23 protein-coding genes are annotated in these 15,755 nt (G+C 49.6%); 3 read left to right on the plus strand and 20 right to left on the minus strand.

The window, feature by feature from the left end; all coding sequences use genetic code 11:
* Positions 1–89 precede the first annotated feature (89 nt).
* Positions 90–428: an SWIM zinc finger family protein gene (locus ACE38U_RS09270; protein ID WP_375529591.1), complete on the plus strand. Its 339-nt coding sequence runs from the start codon at positions 90–92 to the stop codon at positions 426–428.
* A 48-nt stretch (positions 429–476) separates the two neighbouring features.
* On the opposite strand, the gene ACE38U_RS09275 is transcribed toward ACE38U_RS09270, so the two are convergent.
* The 13 genes from ACE38U_RS09275 to ACE38U_RS09335 all read right to left on the minus strand — a co-directional run bounded on the left by ACE38U_RS09275 (position 477) and on the right by ACE38U_RS09335 (position 10,866).
* On the minus strand, positions 477–1,178 hold the full coding sequence (locus tag ACE38U_RS09275) for a hypothetical protein (RefSeq protein WP_375529592.1): 702 nt from the start codon (positions 1,176–1,178) through the stop codon (positions 477–479).
* A gap of 27 nt (positions 1,179–1,205) precedes the next feature.
* The gene (locus tag ACE38U_RS09280; protein WP_375529593.1) at positions 1,206–1,430 is read right to left on the minus strand and encodes a helix-turn-helix transcriptional regulator; all 225 of its coding nucleotides are present in this window, start codon (positions 1,428–1,430) and stop codon (positions 1,206–1,208) included.
* Between the two features lies 1 nt (position 1,431).
* Positions 1,432–2,667: a tyrosine-type recombinase/integrase gene (locus ACE38U_RS09285; RefSeq protein ID WP_375529594.1), complete on the minus strand. Its 1,236-nt coding sequence runs from the start codon at positions 2,665–2,667 to the stop codon at positions 1,432–1,434.
* Between the two features lie 133 nt (positions 2,668–2,800).
* Entirely contained in the window at positions 2,801–3,082 is a 282-nt protein-coding gene (locus tag ACE38U_RS09290; RefSeq protein WP_375529595.1) for a major capsid protein, read from the minus strand.
* A 54-nt stretch (positions 3,083–3,136) separates the two neighbouring features.
* The gene (locus tag ACE38U_RS09295) at positions 3,137–3,466 is read right to left on the minus strand and encodes a head decoration protein (RefSeq protein ID WP_038472663.1); all 330 of its coding nucleotides are present in this window, start codon (positions 3,464–3,466) and stop codon (positions 3,137–3,139) included.
* Positions 3,467–3,483: 17 nt separating this feature from the next.
* The gene (locus ACE38U_RS09300; RefSeq protein ID WP_235212949.1) at positions 3,484–4,794 is read right to left on the minus strand and encodes a S49 family peptidase; all 1,311 of its coding nucleotides are present in this window, start codon (positions 4,792–4,794) and stop codon (positions 3,484–3,486) included.
* Positions 4,795–4,813: 19 nt separating this feature from the next.
* Positions 4,814–6,424, minus strand: coding sequence for a phage portal protein (locus ACE38U_RS09305; RefSeq protein ID WP_375529596.1), 1,611 nt, complete (start codon positions 6,422–6,424; stop codon positions 4,814–4,816).
* The gene (locus tag ACE38U_RS09310; protein ID WP_038472671.1) at positions 6,421–6,627 is read right to left on the minus strand and encodes a phage head-tail joining protein; all 207 of its coding nucleotides are present in this window, start codon (positions 6,625–6,627) and stop codon (positions 6,421–6,423) included. Before ACE38U_RS09310 ends, ACE38U_RS09305 begins: the two co-directional genes overlap by 4 nt.
* A gap of 2 nt (positions 6,628–6,629) precedes the next feature.
* The gene (locus ACE38U_RS09315) at positions 6,630–8,549 is read right to left on the minus strand and encodes a phage terminase large subunit family protein (RefSeq protein ID WP_038472674.1); all 1,920 of its coding nucleotides are present in this window, start codon (positions 8,547–8,549) and stop codon (positions 6,630–6,632) included.
* A complete protein-coding gene (locus ACE38U_RS09320; protein WP_038472676.1) occupies positions 8,524–9,078 on the minus strand; it encodes a terminase small subunit in 555 nt (184 codons plus the stop codon). Before ACE38U_RS09320 ends, ACE38U_RS09315 begins: the two co-directional genes overlap by 26 nt.
* Before the next feature lie 330 nt (positions 9,079–9,408).
* Positions 9,409–9,963, minus strand: coding sequence for a hypothetical protein (locus tag ACE38U_RS09325; protein ID WP_375529597.1), 555 nt, complete (start codon positions 9,961–9,963; stop codon positions 9,409–9,411).
* Positions 9,964–10,070: 107 nt separating this feature from the next.
* Positions 10,071–10,262: a hypothetical protein gene (locus ACE38U_RS09330; RefSeq protein ID WP_375529598.1), complete on the minus strand. Its 192-nt coding sequence runs from the start codon at positions 10,260–10,262 to the stop codon at positions 10,071–10,073.
* A 382-nt stretch (positions 10,263–10,644) separates the two neighbouring features.
* Positions 10,645–10,866: a lysis system i-spanin subunit Rz gene (locus tag ACE38U_RS09335; RefSeq protein WP_375529649.1), complete on the minus strand. Its 222-nt coding sequence runs from the start codon at positions 10,864–10,866 to the stop codon at positions 10,645–10,647.
* Positions 10,867–10,915: 49 nt separating this feature from the next.
* Here ACE38U_RS09335 and ACE38U_RS09340 point away from each other — a divergent pair, with 49 nt between their 5' ends.
* Entirely contained in the window at positions 10,916–11,236 is a 321-nt protein-coding gene (locus ACE38U_RS09340; RefSeq protein WP_375529599.1) for a hypothetical protein, read from the plus strand.
* A 110-nt stretch (positions 11,237–11,346) separates the two neighbouring features.
* On the opposite strand, the gene ACE38U_RS09345 is transcribed toward ACE38U_RS09340, so the two are convergent.
* From ACE38U_RS09345 to ACE38U_RS09375, 7 genes are all read right to left on the minus strand, one after another.
* Positions 11,347–11,826 carry a hypothetical protein gene (locus tag ACE38U_RS09345; protein ID WP_375529600.1) on the minus strand — a complete coding sequence of 160 codons (480 nt, stop codon included), beginning with the start codon at positions 11,824–11,826 and terminating at the stop codon, positions 11,347–11,349.
* Positions 11,827–11,879: 53 nt separating this feature from the next.
* Positions 11,880–12,236: a lysis protein gene (locus ACE38U_RS09350; protein ID WP_375529601.1), complete on the minus strand. Its 357-nt coding sequence runs from the start codon at positions 12,234–12,236 to the stop codon at positions 11,880–11,882.
* Between the two features lie 171 nt (positions 12,237–12,407).
* Positions 12,408–12,608, minus strand: coding sequence for a hypothetical protein (locus ACE38U_RS09355; RefSeq protein WP_375529602.1), 201 nt, complete (start codon positions 12,606–12,608; stop codon positions 12,408–12,410).
* Between the two features lie 445 nt (positions 12,609–13,053).
* Entirely contained in the window at positions 13,054–13,518 is a 465-nt protein-coding gene (locus ACE38U_RS09360) for a lysis protein (RefSeq protein ID WP_375529603.1), read from the minus strand.
* Entirely contained in the window at positions 13,515–13,994 is a 480-nt protein-coding gene (locus ACE38U_RS09365) for a lysozyme (RefSeq protein ID WP_375529604.1), read from the minus strand. Before ACE38U_RS09365 ends, ACE38U_RS09360 begins: the two co-directional genes overlap by 4 nt.
* Positions 13,991–14,299 (minus strand): hypothetical protein, encoded by a 309-nt coding sequence (locus ACE38U_RS09370; protein ID WP_375529605.1) that lies wholly within the window; start codon positions 14,297–14,299, stop codon positions 13,991–13,993. The genes ACE38U_RS09365 and ACE38U_RS09370 overlap by 4 nt, the downstream gene beginning before the upstream one ends.
* A 52-nt stretch (positions 14,300–14,351) precedes the next feature.
* Positions 14,352–15,128 (minus strand): DNA adenine methylase, encoded by a 777-nt coding sequence (locus ACE38U_RS09375; RefSeq protein ID WP_375529606.1) that lies wholly within the window; start codon positions 15,126–15,128, stop codon positions 14,352–14,354.
* A 374-nt stretch (positions 15,129–15,502) separates the two neighbouring features.
* Here ACE38U_RS09375 and ACE38U_RS09380 point away from each other — a divergent pair, with 374 nt between their 5' ends.
* Complete coding sequence (locus ACE38U_RS09380) at positions 15,503–15,703, plus strand: oxidoreductase (protein WP_375529607.1); 201 nt, start codon at positions 15,503–15,505, stop codon at positions 15,701–15,703.
* The last annotated feature ends 52 nt before the right edge of the window (positions 15,704–15,755 follow it).

Below are 15,755 nucleotides of genomic sequence, written 5' to 3' on the forward strand. Positions count from 1 at the left end.
TCATCAAAAAAATATTTGATCAAAATCCACGTTATAAGCCTTTTGTCTTGATAGCATCTCTACCTCTTAACTTCGCAAGGAATGTGAAAATGATTATCGAGCTTTTAGCCACTAGCAGCAGTGGTTCAGAATTCTACAAAGTAACTGTTTCTGACGATGCTAACCCGATATCAATTACATGCAGTTGTTATGCAGGAAGTTCAGGTACAATGTGCAGACATCGAATTGCTCTTCTAACAAACAAAACTCGTTGTATGTACTCTTCTAAAAACAATGAAGCAAGTAGCATTAAAAATGCAATAGATATTTTAAAAAAATCCGGATTGTCAGAAAAATACATTTCACTTGAGAATAAAATTTCCGTACTAGAAAAAAAATATAAAGAAGAAAAAAAGCTAATCAAACAAGAAATAAATTCATTAATCTAATACTAATTGGCCGGGGAACCGGCCAATTTTCACAAGCCAAATAGGTAGTTACGATGATTTTGATTTTGCAACATCACCAATCACATCCAGAGCCTTTCCATATAAAGTACTTGGCTCCTTACCCAAATTGATATGATCGTTAGATAAAATACTCATAAGAATTTTAGCTGACTCAACATTGCCACCTGATGCCATCAACGCAGTTATTTGTGAATCATACAGTTCCGCCAATCGAGAGTAATATCTAATGAAACTAACAGCAATTTGCATAAGATAGAGAACAAAACCTACGATACCTGCAGACAGTGCTATAGTTGCTATTAGATTACTGATTGTATCGTCATTTTGAGCAACTGGAGTGGAATTATTTGCCACAATAATCTTTGAATATAATTCAACCATTTTTTCTGCATTCATCAGTGAATCTTTTTTATGTGATAATTCACTCGATTTACTAATATCATTTTGTTTATCAGGGCGGGCTTTAAATGCATCATTTAATTCTGCATTAATAAGTTCCAAGAGACCAGCATCCTTCCCTGTACCAAATTTCGCCATGGAAACCCGGGTTAATGTTTGATAGTCTAAATCATAATTCGGAGTTAACCTGTAGGCAATAAAAGAAGTCAAGATAACAACCATAACTAAAATTGTGGCACCTACAAACAATCTTGAACGCCGTGCTTTTTTCGCACGATCCTGCAGATCAATAATTACATTTTTTAAATTATTCTCTAGTATATTACTCATTCATTCCCTCTCTTTATAATATAAAACTCATTTCCATTCACCTTTAATCCACGCCTGAACTTCAGAGAAGCGATAACCTACCGCGGACGCCCCAATTTTAACTCGCTTAGGGAATTTCCCTTCTCTCTCAAGGTTCCAACGAGTGCTGTTAGCCAGTGTGGTCAGTTGACGGCATTCTTTCTCGCGGATAATACGATCAACGTTCGGAATGTACTCCATCGCTTCTGCATCAACAACTACCATCTTTTTCATATTAACCAACCTTTTGCTTGAGAATTGTTACTTTAGAATCAGCACCAGAAATGCTGTTGAGATAGGTGGTCCATAGCTCTAACGCCTCAGACTTCTTCACCATAAATTTACTTCGGTTATAAATACCGGCGACACCAGGTAGCGCGTGGCCAAGCAGCTGCTCAATGACGTAGAAATCAATCCCCAGATCTGTCAGGTGGGTCGAAAGTGTTCTCCTTAGGTCATGCAGCGACCACTGCTTATCGTGGCCGAGCCGTTTACAAATCTTACCTCCTGTCTTACTGACGCTCTCCCTGATGCGTAGGCTGCCCAGCACGTGGTCAGAATGTTTTGTTTCAGCATGCACATTCACGATCCACTGCCGCATGATTTCAGGAACGGGTCGAATAATTTCCACACCTGTTTTGGAGTGTTCCTTAGGAACGGTCCATGTCCAGGCATCGAAATCCCATTCCTTCCATTCAGATAATCGGGGCTCACTCATGCGGCAGCCAAAAACGATGCAAAGAACAAACATTTTCCTGGTATAGGAGGACATCAGCTTTATGTCCGGAGTTACAAAGACTGCTTCCCAGAGTTCGCCAAGCTCTTTTTCTGAGAGCACCCGATCACGCTTTTCTGCGACCTTGCCAACGTCCGTCATTCTGAGGTCTTTCAGAACGTCCGATTCCATGTACTGACGAACACGGCAGTAGCGCAGCGCGAACTTGGCATCAGAAAACACGTATGCGGCCATGACCGGCGCCCGCCGTTTTATACGGTCAAAACAGTCCAGCCACTCATAAAGATGTGTTTCATTGACAGGCAGATGCCCAATGTACGGAAAAATATCTTTTTTAAATCGGCCAAGGGTTACTGCATGACTTTTGCGTCGGGCCTTACAATCGTTCTCGTACCAGTACATCAAAGCATCTTCCACCGTGACCGGGGCCAGCCGCTCTTCCGCCTGAATTTTTATCTGGATGCGTGGATCTCGTTTTTCTGCCAGCCAGCTGCGGCATTCATCGCGCTTCTCTCTGGCCTGTTTGAGCGTCATATCCGGATACTTGCCCAAAGTTAGCCAAACAGGAGCGGCCACCCCACCAGGCAGCCGGTAGAAAAAAACAAAGCTAACGGCCCCCTTTTTACTCAGCCTGACCGAAAGCCCTTTTCCATCGGCCACCGTCACCTGCTTTTCCCTGGGCTTACCCAGGAACCCTTTAAGCGCTTTATCGCTCAACTTATTCTCACCAGCCATTTCTAGCCCTCAAAAAGCAATACAAGTTGCAATACAGAGGTGATCGCAACGCGCAGAAAACGAGGAAAACCCAGAGAAAGCGAAAGAAAACATTACTCTTTATAATCATAATGTTAACTGTAAAAACCAGTAACTACAGGAAAGCCTCTGAAAGCCATGCTATGTACTTTGGTTTAACGTAACCCGGCTGCAGCTGGGTAGTCAGCCCCCCGCGGGTTCGCAGTACTTCGCCGGCGACGGTCGGCGAGACATAAACCGCCATCGCAACGTTGCCAGGAATTTTCGCCAAATCGACTTTTTCGGTGTCAAACTCGTAGGACTCTACGAAAAACAGCTTTTTGAAAAACTGCTCAAATTTGAATTTTTTTTGCGTGACCGCGATGAGGCGAGTGGTTGAATAAGAAGAATCAGACATAGATTTTTTCCATTAAAAAAAGGCCGCTTAGCGGCCTTTGCACGGTGATTTTGATTAGTTGACGCTGACGGCGCTGCCCACAAAGGCGTTTTGCTTCTGCTCCGCGCTAAGGCCAGCTGGCCAGAGCAAATCAGAGGTGCGGAAGGTCCCGGACTTGTAGTAAGTCACGCTGGCCTGCCCGGCGGTAACATTCAGCGCCAGCACGCCAATTGCCGTTCCTGCGTTGGCACCGTCCCAGGGCATCAAAAGTCCTTTTGTTGCATCGAGCATCAGCGGCGTTAGCGCCGGGGTGTCAGCCGCGATTTCTGCAGCACCGATCGCTGTGTTGGCATCATCGCTGCCGCCCAGCGGCTGGTGATGTACAAACTCTTCAATGTGAGCCATTGCTCGTGTCCTCTTTGTTAAACGGGAATATCGTCCCAGCCATCGTCTTCTGCTGCCGATGCCTGCGCACCGGTTGCCCCACTTACCGCCGCCGGAGTGTCATCCAGCAGCGCGTCAAACCCGGTTTCCGTGCGGGCTTGCGCACTTAGCGGCACGGTCGCCAGGATAGATTGAGCACTTTCGACGCTCATATTTTCCGTGCCCGCCAGCGCCCGTGCGGTGGCCTCACGCCCTTTCGCTTCCTCGCAATTCAAAATGCCCATGATCCGCTGATTCTCCGACTGCACCGCGGCTGCTACGCTGGACGCTGACGCCGTGGCAACATCAGCTGCAGGCGTTGTTGTTGTGGCTGATGTGCCCGCGGTAACAGCGGCAGCCGTGGTGCCCGTAGCGGCAGCATCGCCCGCCGTGGCGGTTGTGGTGGTTGTGGTCGTTGCCATTACTTCTCCGATAATTACGTGGTTTTTTTGTTTATCCAGGTGCTCACGCATCACGCCCAGGGCATCTGCGTTGATCACCACTTCATTAGCCAGGCCAGCCTTAACGGCTTCCTGTCCGTCGTACACGGCGGCCTCGGTCGCCAGCACGGCTTTAACGCTCATGCCGGTGTAAGTCGCTACCTTCCCCGCGAATCTTTTGCGCTGGCCGTCGATTTTTTCCTGAAAACTCACCCGCACGTCTTCCGGCAGCTTGTTGTACGGATTCCCGTCAACTTTATGGCTGCCGCTGAATATCAGCGTGATATCGATGCCTTCCTGCTCCAGCATCCCGGAATAGTTGCTGTGCGCCATCAGCACGCCGATCGAACCCGTGCGCGCCGTTTGGGTGACCAGGCGATGACTGCAGGCGCTCGAAAGCAGCTGGCCGGCACTGCAGCTCATATCGTTGGCCAGCGACCAGATCGGCTTTTCGCTTCGCATCCGGGCAATCAAATCAGCGGCATCAAATGCGCCGGCCACCATGCCGCCGGGGGTGTCCATGTCCAGCAGCAGGCCGTCCACGCCCGGATCGGCTATCGCCTGCATTACCCGGCTAACAATCCCGTTGTAGCCCGTCATACCGGAATACGGCCGTACAGCAGCCATCTTGCTGACCAGCGTTCCGGAAACCGGGATGACGGCGATCCGGTCTTTCACTTCGTAGCTGCGGGCCGTGGCGCTTTCACGCCCATCACCAAACAGCGACATTGTTTCGCCCATCGCCTCCCGGCTGATAATTGTGCCGCTGACGGCATCCACCAGCCGGCTGGCGCCGATTTCTTGCCCCAGCGCGCAAAAGAAAACCCGCGCGTAGGCGGGTTCCAGTAGTAAGGGTTGGTTAAACGCCATTCCGGCGATATGCGATAAATTACGCGGCACGCTGGCCCCCTGTTTCGTTGTTGTTGGCGGAGTTTTGCAACTGCGCATTGAATGCCGTTGCAATCCAGGCAGGCTGAGTGAGTCCGGCTTCGCGGCGTTCTTGCGCTTCACGGACCTGCTGACGGAATACCTCCTGGTAATCCTCGCCGAGCTTGCCGCACTCTTTTTCGTAAGTGCTGAGTCCGGCTTCAATCAACATGACCGACTCCTGCACTTCCTTCAGCCCATCGATGGCCATACGGCCGGCGCCGATCCACTCCGAGTTACTCCACGCCCCGCGGGCTTCTTGGTATGAGTAACGGGCTTTTGCCGGCATCCGGATAATGCCACGGGCAAATGCCTCTTCCAGCCAGCAGCCGAACATCATGCTGGCCTGTCGCGCGGCGATGAATTTGCGACGGCCGAGGAAATAGCGCCAGGACTCGTTAGCCGAAGCACGCGCGCTCGAGTAACTGACTTGCGAATAATCGCGGGACAGCTGCTCATAAGAGACGCCAAGCCCGGCGGCGATGTAGCGCAGCAGGGATTGCTCAAACACGGAATAGCCGTTATCCGTGTCCTGCGCAGTCTGCAGATTGAGTGAGTCACCGGGGAACAGGTGCGGCACCTTAGCGCCACCGAACTTAACCTGCGCCGCCTGGTAGTACACGATGTACTGCTGCAGCAGCTTAGATATCCCGCTATTGTTTTGCGCTGTCTTGTCGTCGCCGGCGCCGAGAATGAATTCAAACGCCTTTTCTGTATCGAGTTCGGATTCTATCGTCGCCGCGTACATCGCTTTCACAATCGCGGACTGCAGCTGCGTGTTTTGCAGCGTATCGAGCATTTTCATCTGCTCCATCACGCTGTAAAACTGGTTGGCGCCGCGCGTCTGGCCATCCTCCAGCGGCTCGAAAATATGAATCATGCCCGGACGACCGTTCGCCAGCTCGCGCGGGATGTAACGCCACTTCCGACCGCCCCACAGAGGATAAGTGTCTTCCGAAACGTTATAGCCCACGGCCGCGCCATTGCGATCAATAACAACGCCTGCGCGCTGTGTGGCGGAATCCATCACCCCGTTATTGTTGCTGACGCGTTTGGGGCTCACCATCTTGAACTGTGTGCGGAAAATTCGGCCTGCAGAGCGTGCCGCCGCCGCCGGCTGCGTGAACAATTCCCCGTTGAAGGCGTGCATGGCCACGCCCTCACGGATCATCATCGTGAACGTGCGCTTTCGCTCCACGTCCATATAGCAATGATGATCCTCGGCGTATTCGCGCCAGGCAGCTTCGACATCATCGGCCATCGCCCGCGAATCATCTTCCGAAATTCCCAGCCGCTGCCAGTTGGGCCGGTAGCTGAGTCGGAAAAATGAGCCAACAATGTGATCCTGGTGGAGCTGCACGCCATTCGCCGCATAACCGTTGTTGCGTACCAGGTCGTCGGCGCGGGCGTTGCCCCGCTCAAACTGCGGCAGCAAGGCCGCATCGGCGCTTTGGGACGATGGCAGCCACTGCGCCAGCTGTCCGCCGAAACCCGCCCCGCCGCCGCTGTATGATGCGTATTCACGCAGCGGCGTTTTGCCGTCCGGGGCCAGCAATTGCCCGCCGTTATTCATAATCCGAACCTCGCTGGGCGACGGCGAACCGATACAATCCCCAATTCACTCTCAAGATTTGCGATATACGTGCGCAGCTCGCTGAGCGTTGCGGAGGTAAACGTTACACTCCGCCCGTCTTTTTGTACCGATGCCACACGCTTGCCGGTCAGCAAGTCATGCAGCGCCTTGCGTGCCTCGTCCAGCTCCGCTTTTGTCGCCACTGTTATTCTCCAGCAAGTTGCGCCGCCAGGGCGGCAAAGGATTTATCCTGATCAACCTGTCCTGAATGCGCCCGACTCTCGGCCAGAGCATTCAGATCCAGTTGCCAGCGTGATTTACTGATGCGTAACGCCGCCAGCGCATAGACAAAGCAGTCCAGCGCCTCGTTTCGTCGTTTTTTACTGTCCCACAGCAGTTTTATCCGCCCTTTCTCGTACTTCTCGATCAGCTCTTCAGCCACCAGCTGCTGGGCTTCGACTAAATCGAAAATCTCCGGGTTGTTCGGGACGTGGATTAAGCCCTCTACCGGCGAACCATCAGCCGGCCGCTCGAGCTTGTAGCGGGCATAAATCACCTCTTTCGCGGTGTCGCTGCCCACTTCGGTGAGGTACACCCCTTTGGCGTTGCGCTTGCGGGGCATATTCGCCACCGGCTTGCCGTAGATGCTGGCACCCTTGATCGGGATAACGCGGAACATGCCGAGCTTTCGCGAACGCTTGTAAACGATGTCCGGATCAATGCCGCCGGTATCCCAGCAGACGCGGGCAATACTCATCATGTCGCCGCTTTCGCTGAGGTACTGACCAGCAATCGCCGCATCAACACGCAGCAGCGTGGCCTCTTCATCGTGACGGCCCATGATGATTAGCCGATCGATGAGATAAGCCTCTTCACCGGGCGCCCAACCCCAGACGCGCATCTCGTAGCGGTCGAGCTGGGAGTCGATACCGGCAGTGAGATACACAACGCGCAACGGAACCTGCGCGGCGTAAAGCTCGCCCCAGCTAAACACCAGCTCCGGCAACGGTCGCTCGCCCACTTCTTCGGACCAGGTTTCGCCCAGCGTGGTGTTAGTGAAGGTTTTAAGCTTGCCGGGGTCGCCTTTCGTCTTGAAATAGTCTTTGACGATCTGCACCCAGGTTGTGAACGGGCTGTACGCAGTCCAGATGTGAAACGACACGGCGTCCGGAGGGTCAATTTCCTCGCCGTCAGACGCGAACCACGCCAGCCCATCTTCGGTATAGATGCCGGTGTTATCGCAGATGTAGCGCGCGCCGGTGTAGTCCAGCTCGTTCTGATGAATCACGCAGCCGGAATGCTCACAAAGATAAAATACGGTTTTCGCGTCGTGGTTTTCCCACTTGAAGCCATAGGGCTCCTCTTTGCCGCCCCATTTCAGGTACTGCTCGCCGCCGCAATGCGGGCATTTGAGATGAAAGCGCATCAGGTGGCCGGACTCGCTGGCCGCGCGCTCGATCTGGCATACGCCCTTTATCTTCGGCGATGAGCCACGAATTGATTTTGGCCACACGGAACCCTCGATACGCTTATCGCCGAGGAATGTTGGCGAGCCTTCTTTCTCGATATCCTCATCGAACGCGGCCAGCTCGTCATAGCCCACAAAATCGACTGACTTTTCGCGATAGTTTTTCGCCGCTTTACCACCCAGGCACCAGAATCCGCGGCCGTTCGAAAAGCGTTTCATGGAAAGCGTGTTATCGCGGTGCTTCTTGCCATACCACGGCGCCATCTCGCGTAGTCCTGGCACATCGCGGATCGTCGGCTCGACGTGCGATTTCATGAAGTTTTCGGCATCACCATCGGTCGGTTGCCATAGCAAGCCATTACGCTGCTTGTGCTGCAGGAAATAGCTGAAAACGCCCAGCAGCATCTTGGAATAACCCACGCGGGCCGATTTGATGAGATTCACTTCGCGGATATCGTCGCTGCCCATCGCGTTCATTATCGCTACCTGAAAAGGCAACGTTTCCCAGCGTCCCTCGGTGTACGCAGATTCTTTCGGGAGGTAATAATGTTCGTTGGCCCATTCAACGGCCGTGACCGGCATCGGGCGAAACAGCGATTTAAGCCCGGCGGCTATCCACCGGCCAAGACTCTTAATCTGTTTTTTCGAGATACTCACTCAGCAACCCCGGCAGCTTTTCATCCAGCGCCGCCGCTTTGTTCATCGCCTTCACCACATCACGCTTTAGAAATTCGATGTAGCGATGATCAAGCGCGGGGAAACGTCGCTGCATCGACAACGGGATCCCGTCCAGAATGCCGGATATTTCCCCGGCAATTTTGGACAGGACGAACATGCAAAATGCGGTTTCGACAACCTCGGCAGCTTCTTTGGCGTTCTTCAGCTCCTGCCCGTCGGCCTGCGCGCGGGTCAGTCGGTGCCGTTCGTAATCGATAGTGCCCGGTACAAGCTCTGATTCGACCGTGGTCTGCAGCTCGTTTAGCTCTTTTCGCAGCACCTCGTTTTCAAGATCGGTTTCCCGCTTGCAGTACCAGTCAATGACAGCTTTTAGCGAATACGCATTATCCCCGCCACGCCCGCCGCTGCCGTCGCCGTTTTCAACCGGACAGCCTTGCGCCTGCCAGGTTGTAATTGTTCGTGCCGAAACTTCGAAGATCCCGGCCAGCTGAGTTTTGTTCACAATCATGCCCGGACCTCCCCGGAGAGAAAGTTGATTAAAAATTAAACTGGGAAGTGAAAAGGCTAAAAACACGGAAAAAAGGATCACGCCACTTCCCGGTTAAAGGGGTAGCGATTCTATGTAAAACAGAGAGTTAGCTTTAACTAAGTAGGAAGTGGGATCTGCCCCGAAAAATCTCGTAAATAGCGCGTTTTCGCGCGTCTTACGCCCGTCGGTGTTTCAAGTACTGGAAAGTACCTTTAGAAATGCAGGCCATCATCGTTGTTTACCTGCATAGAGGCTCAAATACAAAAGCCACAGAAATATTCAGTGACTCCTTAAATGATCAAATGTTTTTCATTTGGCTAATTTAAAATAATCATCAATTTTTTTGATTAATGATTTATTTAATTTAAATGTAATATTTTCACCAGTAGTTACTCTAACAACACACCTGAAATCTTTCGGGTTACCACCATGCTCTTTTAACCCATTAGCTATATGTTCAATCCAGTTAGGCTCATCATCAAGGTCAATCCATAATGATAATTGCTCTCCATACTCAAGCTTTTGAGGTAACTTTGCGGAGTGCCGGGAACTAAAAGGCTGGTAGAAAGATATGCTTTTCTTGAACACCCAATTAACGGACTGAATTTTAACTGAGTAAAGCGATTGGTTTGTAATAATCACTGAAACCCCATTATTCCGATATGGGCCGGCAAAAAAAACTGACTCCCCTATCTTACAACTGATTTTTACCGCAGGTTTCCTAAGCCCTAAGTGCAACGATACGCACACTGCTAAAAATGTTGCCAAGCCGGCAAACCAGGTACCAATCATTGACCAAAATGCCCAGTCAGCAGCATTACGATTCGCCACAAGTGTTTCATATGCTATGTAATTACTGTCCATCTAAACCTCACCCAAGTTAATACTTGATTGTAGTAAATACCAATGGCAGAAACATTCGCTAAGTATGGACTGTGATGCTTACCAATAATGGTGATCACATCACCGCGTTATAAAACGCGATTGCAGTTCACCAGCACAACTCGCAGGGGGTCAACACCTTTTGCTTCGGCAAGCACGCCGAGAAACCCCATGGAGTCAATATCTACATCCTCTGGATCCTGTACCGTCAAAAAATGGCTTCCCTTTTCGATCATATTCCAGTTGTCATCGTATATTTCCCATACAAGAAAAAATCGCATTTTACCCTCCATTATAATCATATCGGACAGTGGACATTATCACAGGCACTCAGTGAATACCTGCTGTGAGTCCTCGAACCGTCGTTTTGATAACATGCAAAATCACTGGAACACACAAAATTATTTGTAAGGCAATGAGCACGTTAGCAGTGATCTCGCTGATAGTGTCTACTGTCATATAGTCTACTAAAGGCGTATACACTAGCAGCCTGAACACAACAAGGTACAAGCCGACCAGAAAAATGTAAGCGAAGAGACTCCTTAGGATAAACATCAACAAGGGCTTTAATCCTAATTTTTTCTGCCAGTAAAAGGCGTCTTTTATCGTACAAAAATAATCCAACATCCTTGATTTCCAATCACTAAGTTTCATGGAACTATTTTAGCGAATTAGCTCACTTGATGCACCGTGTTTTGATGTATTCCTGCAGCCTGTTATTTGCTTGTTACTGGTTTCGATTCGCTTCCTAAGACGGAAATAATCCTGTTCAGAGTCGTCAGTAAGTCTGGGGCTGGCTGCATCATTCACACAGGCGTTGGCGTTGGCGTTGGCGTTGGCGTTGGCGTTGGGCAGCGAAGGACATATCCTATTTACGGCTGTGATATAGAAATTTGCTGTTGTATATTCATTTCAAACAGCATGGAGAGATCATATGAGCGTTAAGGTATTCAGGAGTGATATTCAACCAGATAGCGAATGTGCATATCAATTTTGGCTTAAAAATAACCCCGATGGATATGTCGTTAACACTTTAAAAGCCACCAGCAGCAAGGCCAGTAAAAGTGATGAACGTTTTACCAGAATTCACAAGGCAACGTGTAAAACGATTAATCCGCTGCTTGGGCAGGCAGGAAAAACAGGCTTCACGACAGGAAAATATCAGAAGCTATGTGCCAGTAGCTTTGAAGCGGCTGACAGTGAAGCAAGGATCGTTACTGGACTGCAACGTGTGAAGCGTTGCCCATGTATTTGATTTTGCGATTAAAGCCATCAAAAGTCACTTGGTGGAGCCTAATAGATTCTAGTGATGGCAGTAATAAATCATGTGCTAACAGAAAAAATTAAATCTATGACATAGAGAAACTACTCACCAGACTTATTTTCTTTCTCACTATTAGCGCCTTGAGTTGATAGATATTGTGCGGCTTCATTTTTCTTTCTTGTTTTCTCTGCATTTTCATACTCAGTAAGATCGTATGTAATAAATCTATTGGATTCAAAAGTATCACAACATCCTAAAAGAAGTTTTCTAACCCGATTCATTAACTCTCGATAGCTTAGTGCATCCTTTTTATGGGCAAGAACCTTTGACAATTCAGTTGCCAGATCCGACGGAAGCCATAGAAATGCTTCGTTGGTCAATTGCCTCAGTTTTCTTAGGTCTTCAGGTTTACTAACCCATTCAGCCATTAAATCAGCCACTAATACAGCTTTAGACCTTACCTCATATTTTTTCTTTATTGATTGTTCGACCCAAATTTTGAACACCGTTTGCACAATATATATTATTAGGGCGACAATAATAACCCAGTCACCCAGGTCATAATTCTTTAAAACTTCCATTAACATCTCCTTTTGACATAGAAGTACTTGTATCGGCTTTGTACGATAAAGCTTTAATTTTCCCTTAAGCATTGATCGCTAATGTATTGTTGCAAGCCAGCTATTTGCTTGACGCTGGTTTCGATTCGCTCCCTGAGACGGAAATAATCCCGCTCAGCGGCGTTACTAAGTCTTGGGCTGGCAGCATCATCCATTCCGACGGGGCAGGTGGAGTTGAGCAGCGAGGTACAGGCGGCGTTAATGTGCAGCTGATTAACGCCAGCGGCAATATCCCGCTGCAGCTGCGCAATAGTCGCTTTGGCATCAGCCAAATCCTTTGTGTATTTTTTATCGAGCACCTCCAGCTCCCCTTGGCGCGTCTTCATAACATCAATCGTGGCGTTTGCGCTGACGTAGTTCAGTCCCTGCACTTATCACCAGTCTTTCGGTGAGGTACCTTTTTGGCGTGTTCGGCGAGGAACTGGTCTTAAGGCGCTCCCCAGTTCGGTTTGGCCATACTGCTGTTCCTATGTTTATAGGACCATTAAAAAAACCACCCAGAGATGGCCTTTGTGATGGCGATAAAAAGCGCCCGGATGCGGTTAATAATTTATTCCGTGACGAGCTTTGAAGTCTCGCTCATCTCTAGGATGCACGACTCCCAGCACCTTAGAGACTTGTATGCGCTGATATTTTTCATTGAAGTACGCACGGGCTTCAGATTCAGAGTTGCCACGTGCGTAGAACTTTGACCATTGAAGGGCGCTGTCTTTCATTTTGAAATAAACAATGTATTGCTGCATATGCCATTCCTTGCTGAGTGCAAAGAGGTAACTTTATCATCATCGAGCGAACTCGCAAATGCCCCCACTGATGAAAGACAAAAACCTAATTAAGCTGGCTATTCAGCGCATTACACACTCAAAAATCTGGTTCTTTAACATTATTTTGTCTCGCTATAATTCGGCGTGCGGCGATGCTAACCACCTGATCATGGGTGAACTTTGAATGCAAATACAGTACGTTCTCAAACTCAAACCCTACAGGCTCAAAGTAACAGTCAACCCCTCTGGCCCTCACTTGCTTACATAAGCTATCACCATGTGAGGTGTTTCCGCTAAACCAGTAAATCCCATAGGCTGACAACGCATTTATAGCTTGCTGCACCATATTCATCTCCATGTTAAGAGCTTTACATTTTACAAGCTTAAAAATTACAACTTTTAGTTAAAGTAGTGAAACAATGATTTATTTTAAACAAAATTTTATAACATACTCTTGCAGTCCAGCTATTTGCTTTCCAGCGATTTCGATTCGCTCTCTGAGACGGAAATAATCCCGCTCAGCGGCGTCAGTAAGTCGGGGGGCGGCAGCATCATCCAGGCGGGCGGGGCCGGAGGCGTTGGACAGCGAGGCGCAGGCGGCGTTGATACGCAGCCGCTTAGCGCCAGCATCAACATCGCGCCGCAGCTGCTCAATAGTCGCTTTTGCATTAGCTAAATCCTTTGTGTATTTCTCATCGAGCGCGCCCAGCTCCAACTGGCGTACCTTCATAACGTCAATCGTGGCGTTTGCGCTATCACGTTCGCCGGTCACCGTGTCCCTTTGCTCTTTGTACTGCAGCGCGTTAGTTCGGTAATGATCCACGGCCCATCCCATGGCCACCAGCGCCCCAGTGGCAGCAATGCAGACCACCAGCACAACCCGACTCAATGCTGACTCCAGGTGCAGAGTTCATGTTCCACGTCGCGCCGGTTGATTAGCCCCTGCCACTGCTTGCCGCCAGCCCAGACCCACGCGCGCAGGCCGTCACATGCCACTTTATAGTTGCCGGCGTTCAGGTGCCGCAGCACAGAAGAGCGCTCGAACGCCCGGACGCCGACGTTATAGCTGAAGCTAATCAGAGCAGCTTTTTGATACTCATCAACTGGCACTTTCACTGAACGCTCAACAGAACGGGCAAAAGGCAGCATGTCTTTATCAAGCATCGCCTGGCACTCTGCCTCGGTGTATTTTTTGCTTTTGATGATGTCATCGCCGGTATGGCCATAACAGACCGTCAGCACGCCGGCAACGTCGTAATACGGCGTATGCCTCACACCTTCCAACTCGGGGATAACAAAGCTGGCGATCGTCAGCGCGCTGGCAGCCCCCAGCCCGGCCAGTGTCTTTTTCAGTGATGGGCTCATTTCTTCCTTACCTTCTCAAGCGTGTGAACCAGTACATCGAGCGCTGCAGGGTTATGCCCGTTAGTTGCGGCGTTCTCAGCATATTCAGCAATTATTGCCGTGCGCTTCGAATCTTCTTTCCGTGCGTGCCTGGCATCTATGCGGCCGCAAATGAACGAGGTAACGGAAACCACTGCCCCGAGCGCGCCGAACGCGATGTAAGCCAGATCCTGTGTGGATATTCCCATCGCCGCCGCCCAAGCCGTTACGACGGCAAAAAAGCGCGTGACGATACTCTCTGTATGCTCGTTAAATAACGGGCGCATGACTCACCCCTGAAATACTTAATAGTTATTGCGCCGAGCGTGGCGCGGATTGTTACTTCGATACGGATGGCTTGAAATTGCTAATAATCAACTCCCCAGCCTGATGGGTGTTTTTAATCCCCACCGTATAGGTCGTTTTAACGTCAGTAATTTCCAGCCCCGAAAATACCCGATGCATTTCGGGATGGTCGTTCACAGAGATAATCATTTTCCCCAGGCTCCGGTGTGCCAGCTCAGCCATCGCGGCGTATTCGGTCAGCTCGAACGGGACACCGTAATCCAACGTCTGCCAGTACGGCGGATCGAGATAAAACAATGTAGTGGCGCGGTCATAACGCGTGATGCACGACTTCCAGTCCAGATGTTCAATCGTGACCCGGTTTAACCGTAGCCATGCTTCAGAGAGCGTTTCCTCAAGCCTGAGAAGATTCAGGCTCAACGGTGAATCCTTCCGAACGCCAAATGTGCGGGCGCCCGTCTTCGCTCCAAAAGACAATTTTTGAAGGTAGTAGAACCGGGCCGCTCGCTGGATATCCGTTAACGTGTCCGGAGGGGTATCGTTCTGCCATTTGAAAATTTCGCGGCTCGTCAGCGCCCATTTGAATTGCTTAATAAACTCTTCCAGATGGTGTTGTATGACCCGGTACAGATTCACTATATCGCTGTTAATGTCGTTCAGGACTTCAGCTTTGGACGGTTCTTTCATGAAGAACAGAGCCGCAGCACCACAGAACGGCTCAACGTAGCAGGTATGCTCCGGGAACAACGGGAGCAGATGCCGGGCCAGCTTTCTCTTGCCGCCCACCCAGGGAAAAATCGCATTGGCCATAATAAAAACTCCATCCCTACGTCGAGTCAGGGAAATAATTCAGGCACAAAAAAACCCCGCCAAGGCGAGGTTCAATGTTTGATTTTGTTGGCTTTACGACGCTGCCATCGTGGCGCAGCTCTGCTAAGCATGAACCGATTATCTAACTTTTTGACTCGTTTTCAATACTTAAATGAATTTACTTTCCCGCAACATAATATGCATTGCGATAACTTAAACATTGTTTTTTAGGCTCCATCGCCCGGAATCCGGGAAATATCTCATTAATTGATCGCTTTGAACGATCAATCCCAGGTTATTGATCTACAGTACCAATTTTAACTGTATGGTTATTAGCACTAAACTTATCCCGCATACTCTAAATGGAATTAGTAATGACCATATATTTAGCTACTTATTTCGTAGGATTTGTTGGGATGTGGGTGCTGTCATTGCGTGGAGATAAAAGAAACGAAATTGAGTTTAACTTTTTTGAAACGCTGATTACCGCCACGCTATGGCCGTTCTTTGCAGTAGTTATTCCATGTATTACCGTTTATACATTTCTTACCCAAAGACTTACCGCGAAAAAATAACACACCAGCCGATAAAGGCCGGGACACGTTGAAAGTGCATCAAATATTGAAC

Source organism: Cedecea selenatireducens (assembly GCF_042138895.1).
Lineage (GTDB): Bacteria > Pseudomonadota > Gammaproteobacteria > Enterobacterales > Enterobacteriaceae > Cedecea > Cedecea selenatireducens.

Coding starts and splice junctions, on each gene's coding strand:
- ACE38U_RS09300 (WP_235212949.1), bottom strand. CDS start 4,794: ATGGCGTTTAACCAACCCTTACTACTGGAACCCGCCTACGCGCGGGTT.
- ACE38U_RS09340 (WP_375529599.1), top strand. CDS start 10,916: ATGAGCGTTAAGGTATTCAGGAGTGATATTCAACCAGATAGCGAATGT.
- ACE38U_RS09375 (WP_375529606.1), bottom strand. CDS start 15,128: ATGGCCAATGCGATTTTTCCCTGGGTGGGCGGCAAGAGAAAGCTGGCC.
- ACE38U_RS09330 (WP_375529598.1), bottom strand. CDS start 10,262: ATGCGATTTTTTCTTGTATGGGAAATATACGATGACAACTGGAATATG.
- ACE38U_RS09285 (WP_375529594.1), bottom strand. CDS start 2,667: ATGGCTGGTGAGAATAAGTTGAGCGATAAAGCGCTTAAAGGGTTCCTG.
- ACE38U_RS09380 (WP_375529607.1), top strand. CDS start 15,503: ATGACCATATATTTAGCTACTTATTTCGTAGGATTTGTTGGGATGTGG.
- ACE38U_RS09370 (WP_375529605.1), bottom strand. CDS start 14,299: ATGCGCCCGTTATTTAACGAGCATACAGAGAGTATCGTCACGCGCTTT.
- ACE38U_RS09320 (WP_038472676.1), bottom strand. CDS start 9,078: ATGATTGTGAACAAAACTCAGCTGGCCGGGATCTTCGAAGTTTCGGCA.
- ACE38U_RS09305 (WP_375529596.1), bottom strand. CDS start 6,424: ATGAATAACGGCGGGCAATTGCTGGCCCCGGACGGCAAAACGCCGCTG.
- ACE38U_RS09325 (WP_375529597.1), bottom strand. CDS start 9,963: ATGGACAGTAATTACATAGCATATGAAACACTTGTGGCGAATCGTAAT.
- ACE38U_RS09280 (WP_375529593.1), bottom strand. CDS start 1,430: ATGAAAAAGATGGTAGTTGTTGATGCAGAAGCGATGGAGTACATTCCG.
- ACE38U_RS09345 (WP_375529600.1), bottom strand. CDS start 11,826: ATGGAAGTTTTAAAGAATTATGACCTGGGTGACTGGGTTATTATTGTC.
- ACE38U_RS09290 (WP_375529595.1), bottom strand. CDS start 3,082: ATGTCTGATTCTTCTTATTCAACCACTCGCCTCATCGCGGTCACGCAA.
- ACE38U_RS09270 (WP_375529591.1), top strand. CDS start 90: ATGATTATCGAGCTTTTAGCCACTAGCAGCAGTGGTTCAGAATTCTAC.
- ACE38U_RS09355 (WP_375529602.1), bottom strand. CDS start 12,608: ATGCAGCAATACATTGTTTATTTCAAAATGAAAGACAGCGCCCTTCAA.
- ACE38U_RS09295 (WP_038472663.1), bottom strand. CDS start 3,466: ATGGCTCACATTGAAGAGTTTGTACATCACCAGCCGCTGGGCGGCAGC.
- ACE38U_RS09275 (WP_375529592.1), bottom strand. CDS start 1,178: ATGAGTAATATACTAGAGAATAATTTAAAAAATGTAATTATTGATCTG.
- ACE38U_RS09365 (WP_375529604.1), bottom strand. CDS start 13,994: ATGAGCCCATCACTGAAAAAGACACTGGCCGGGCTGGGGGCTGCCAGC.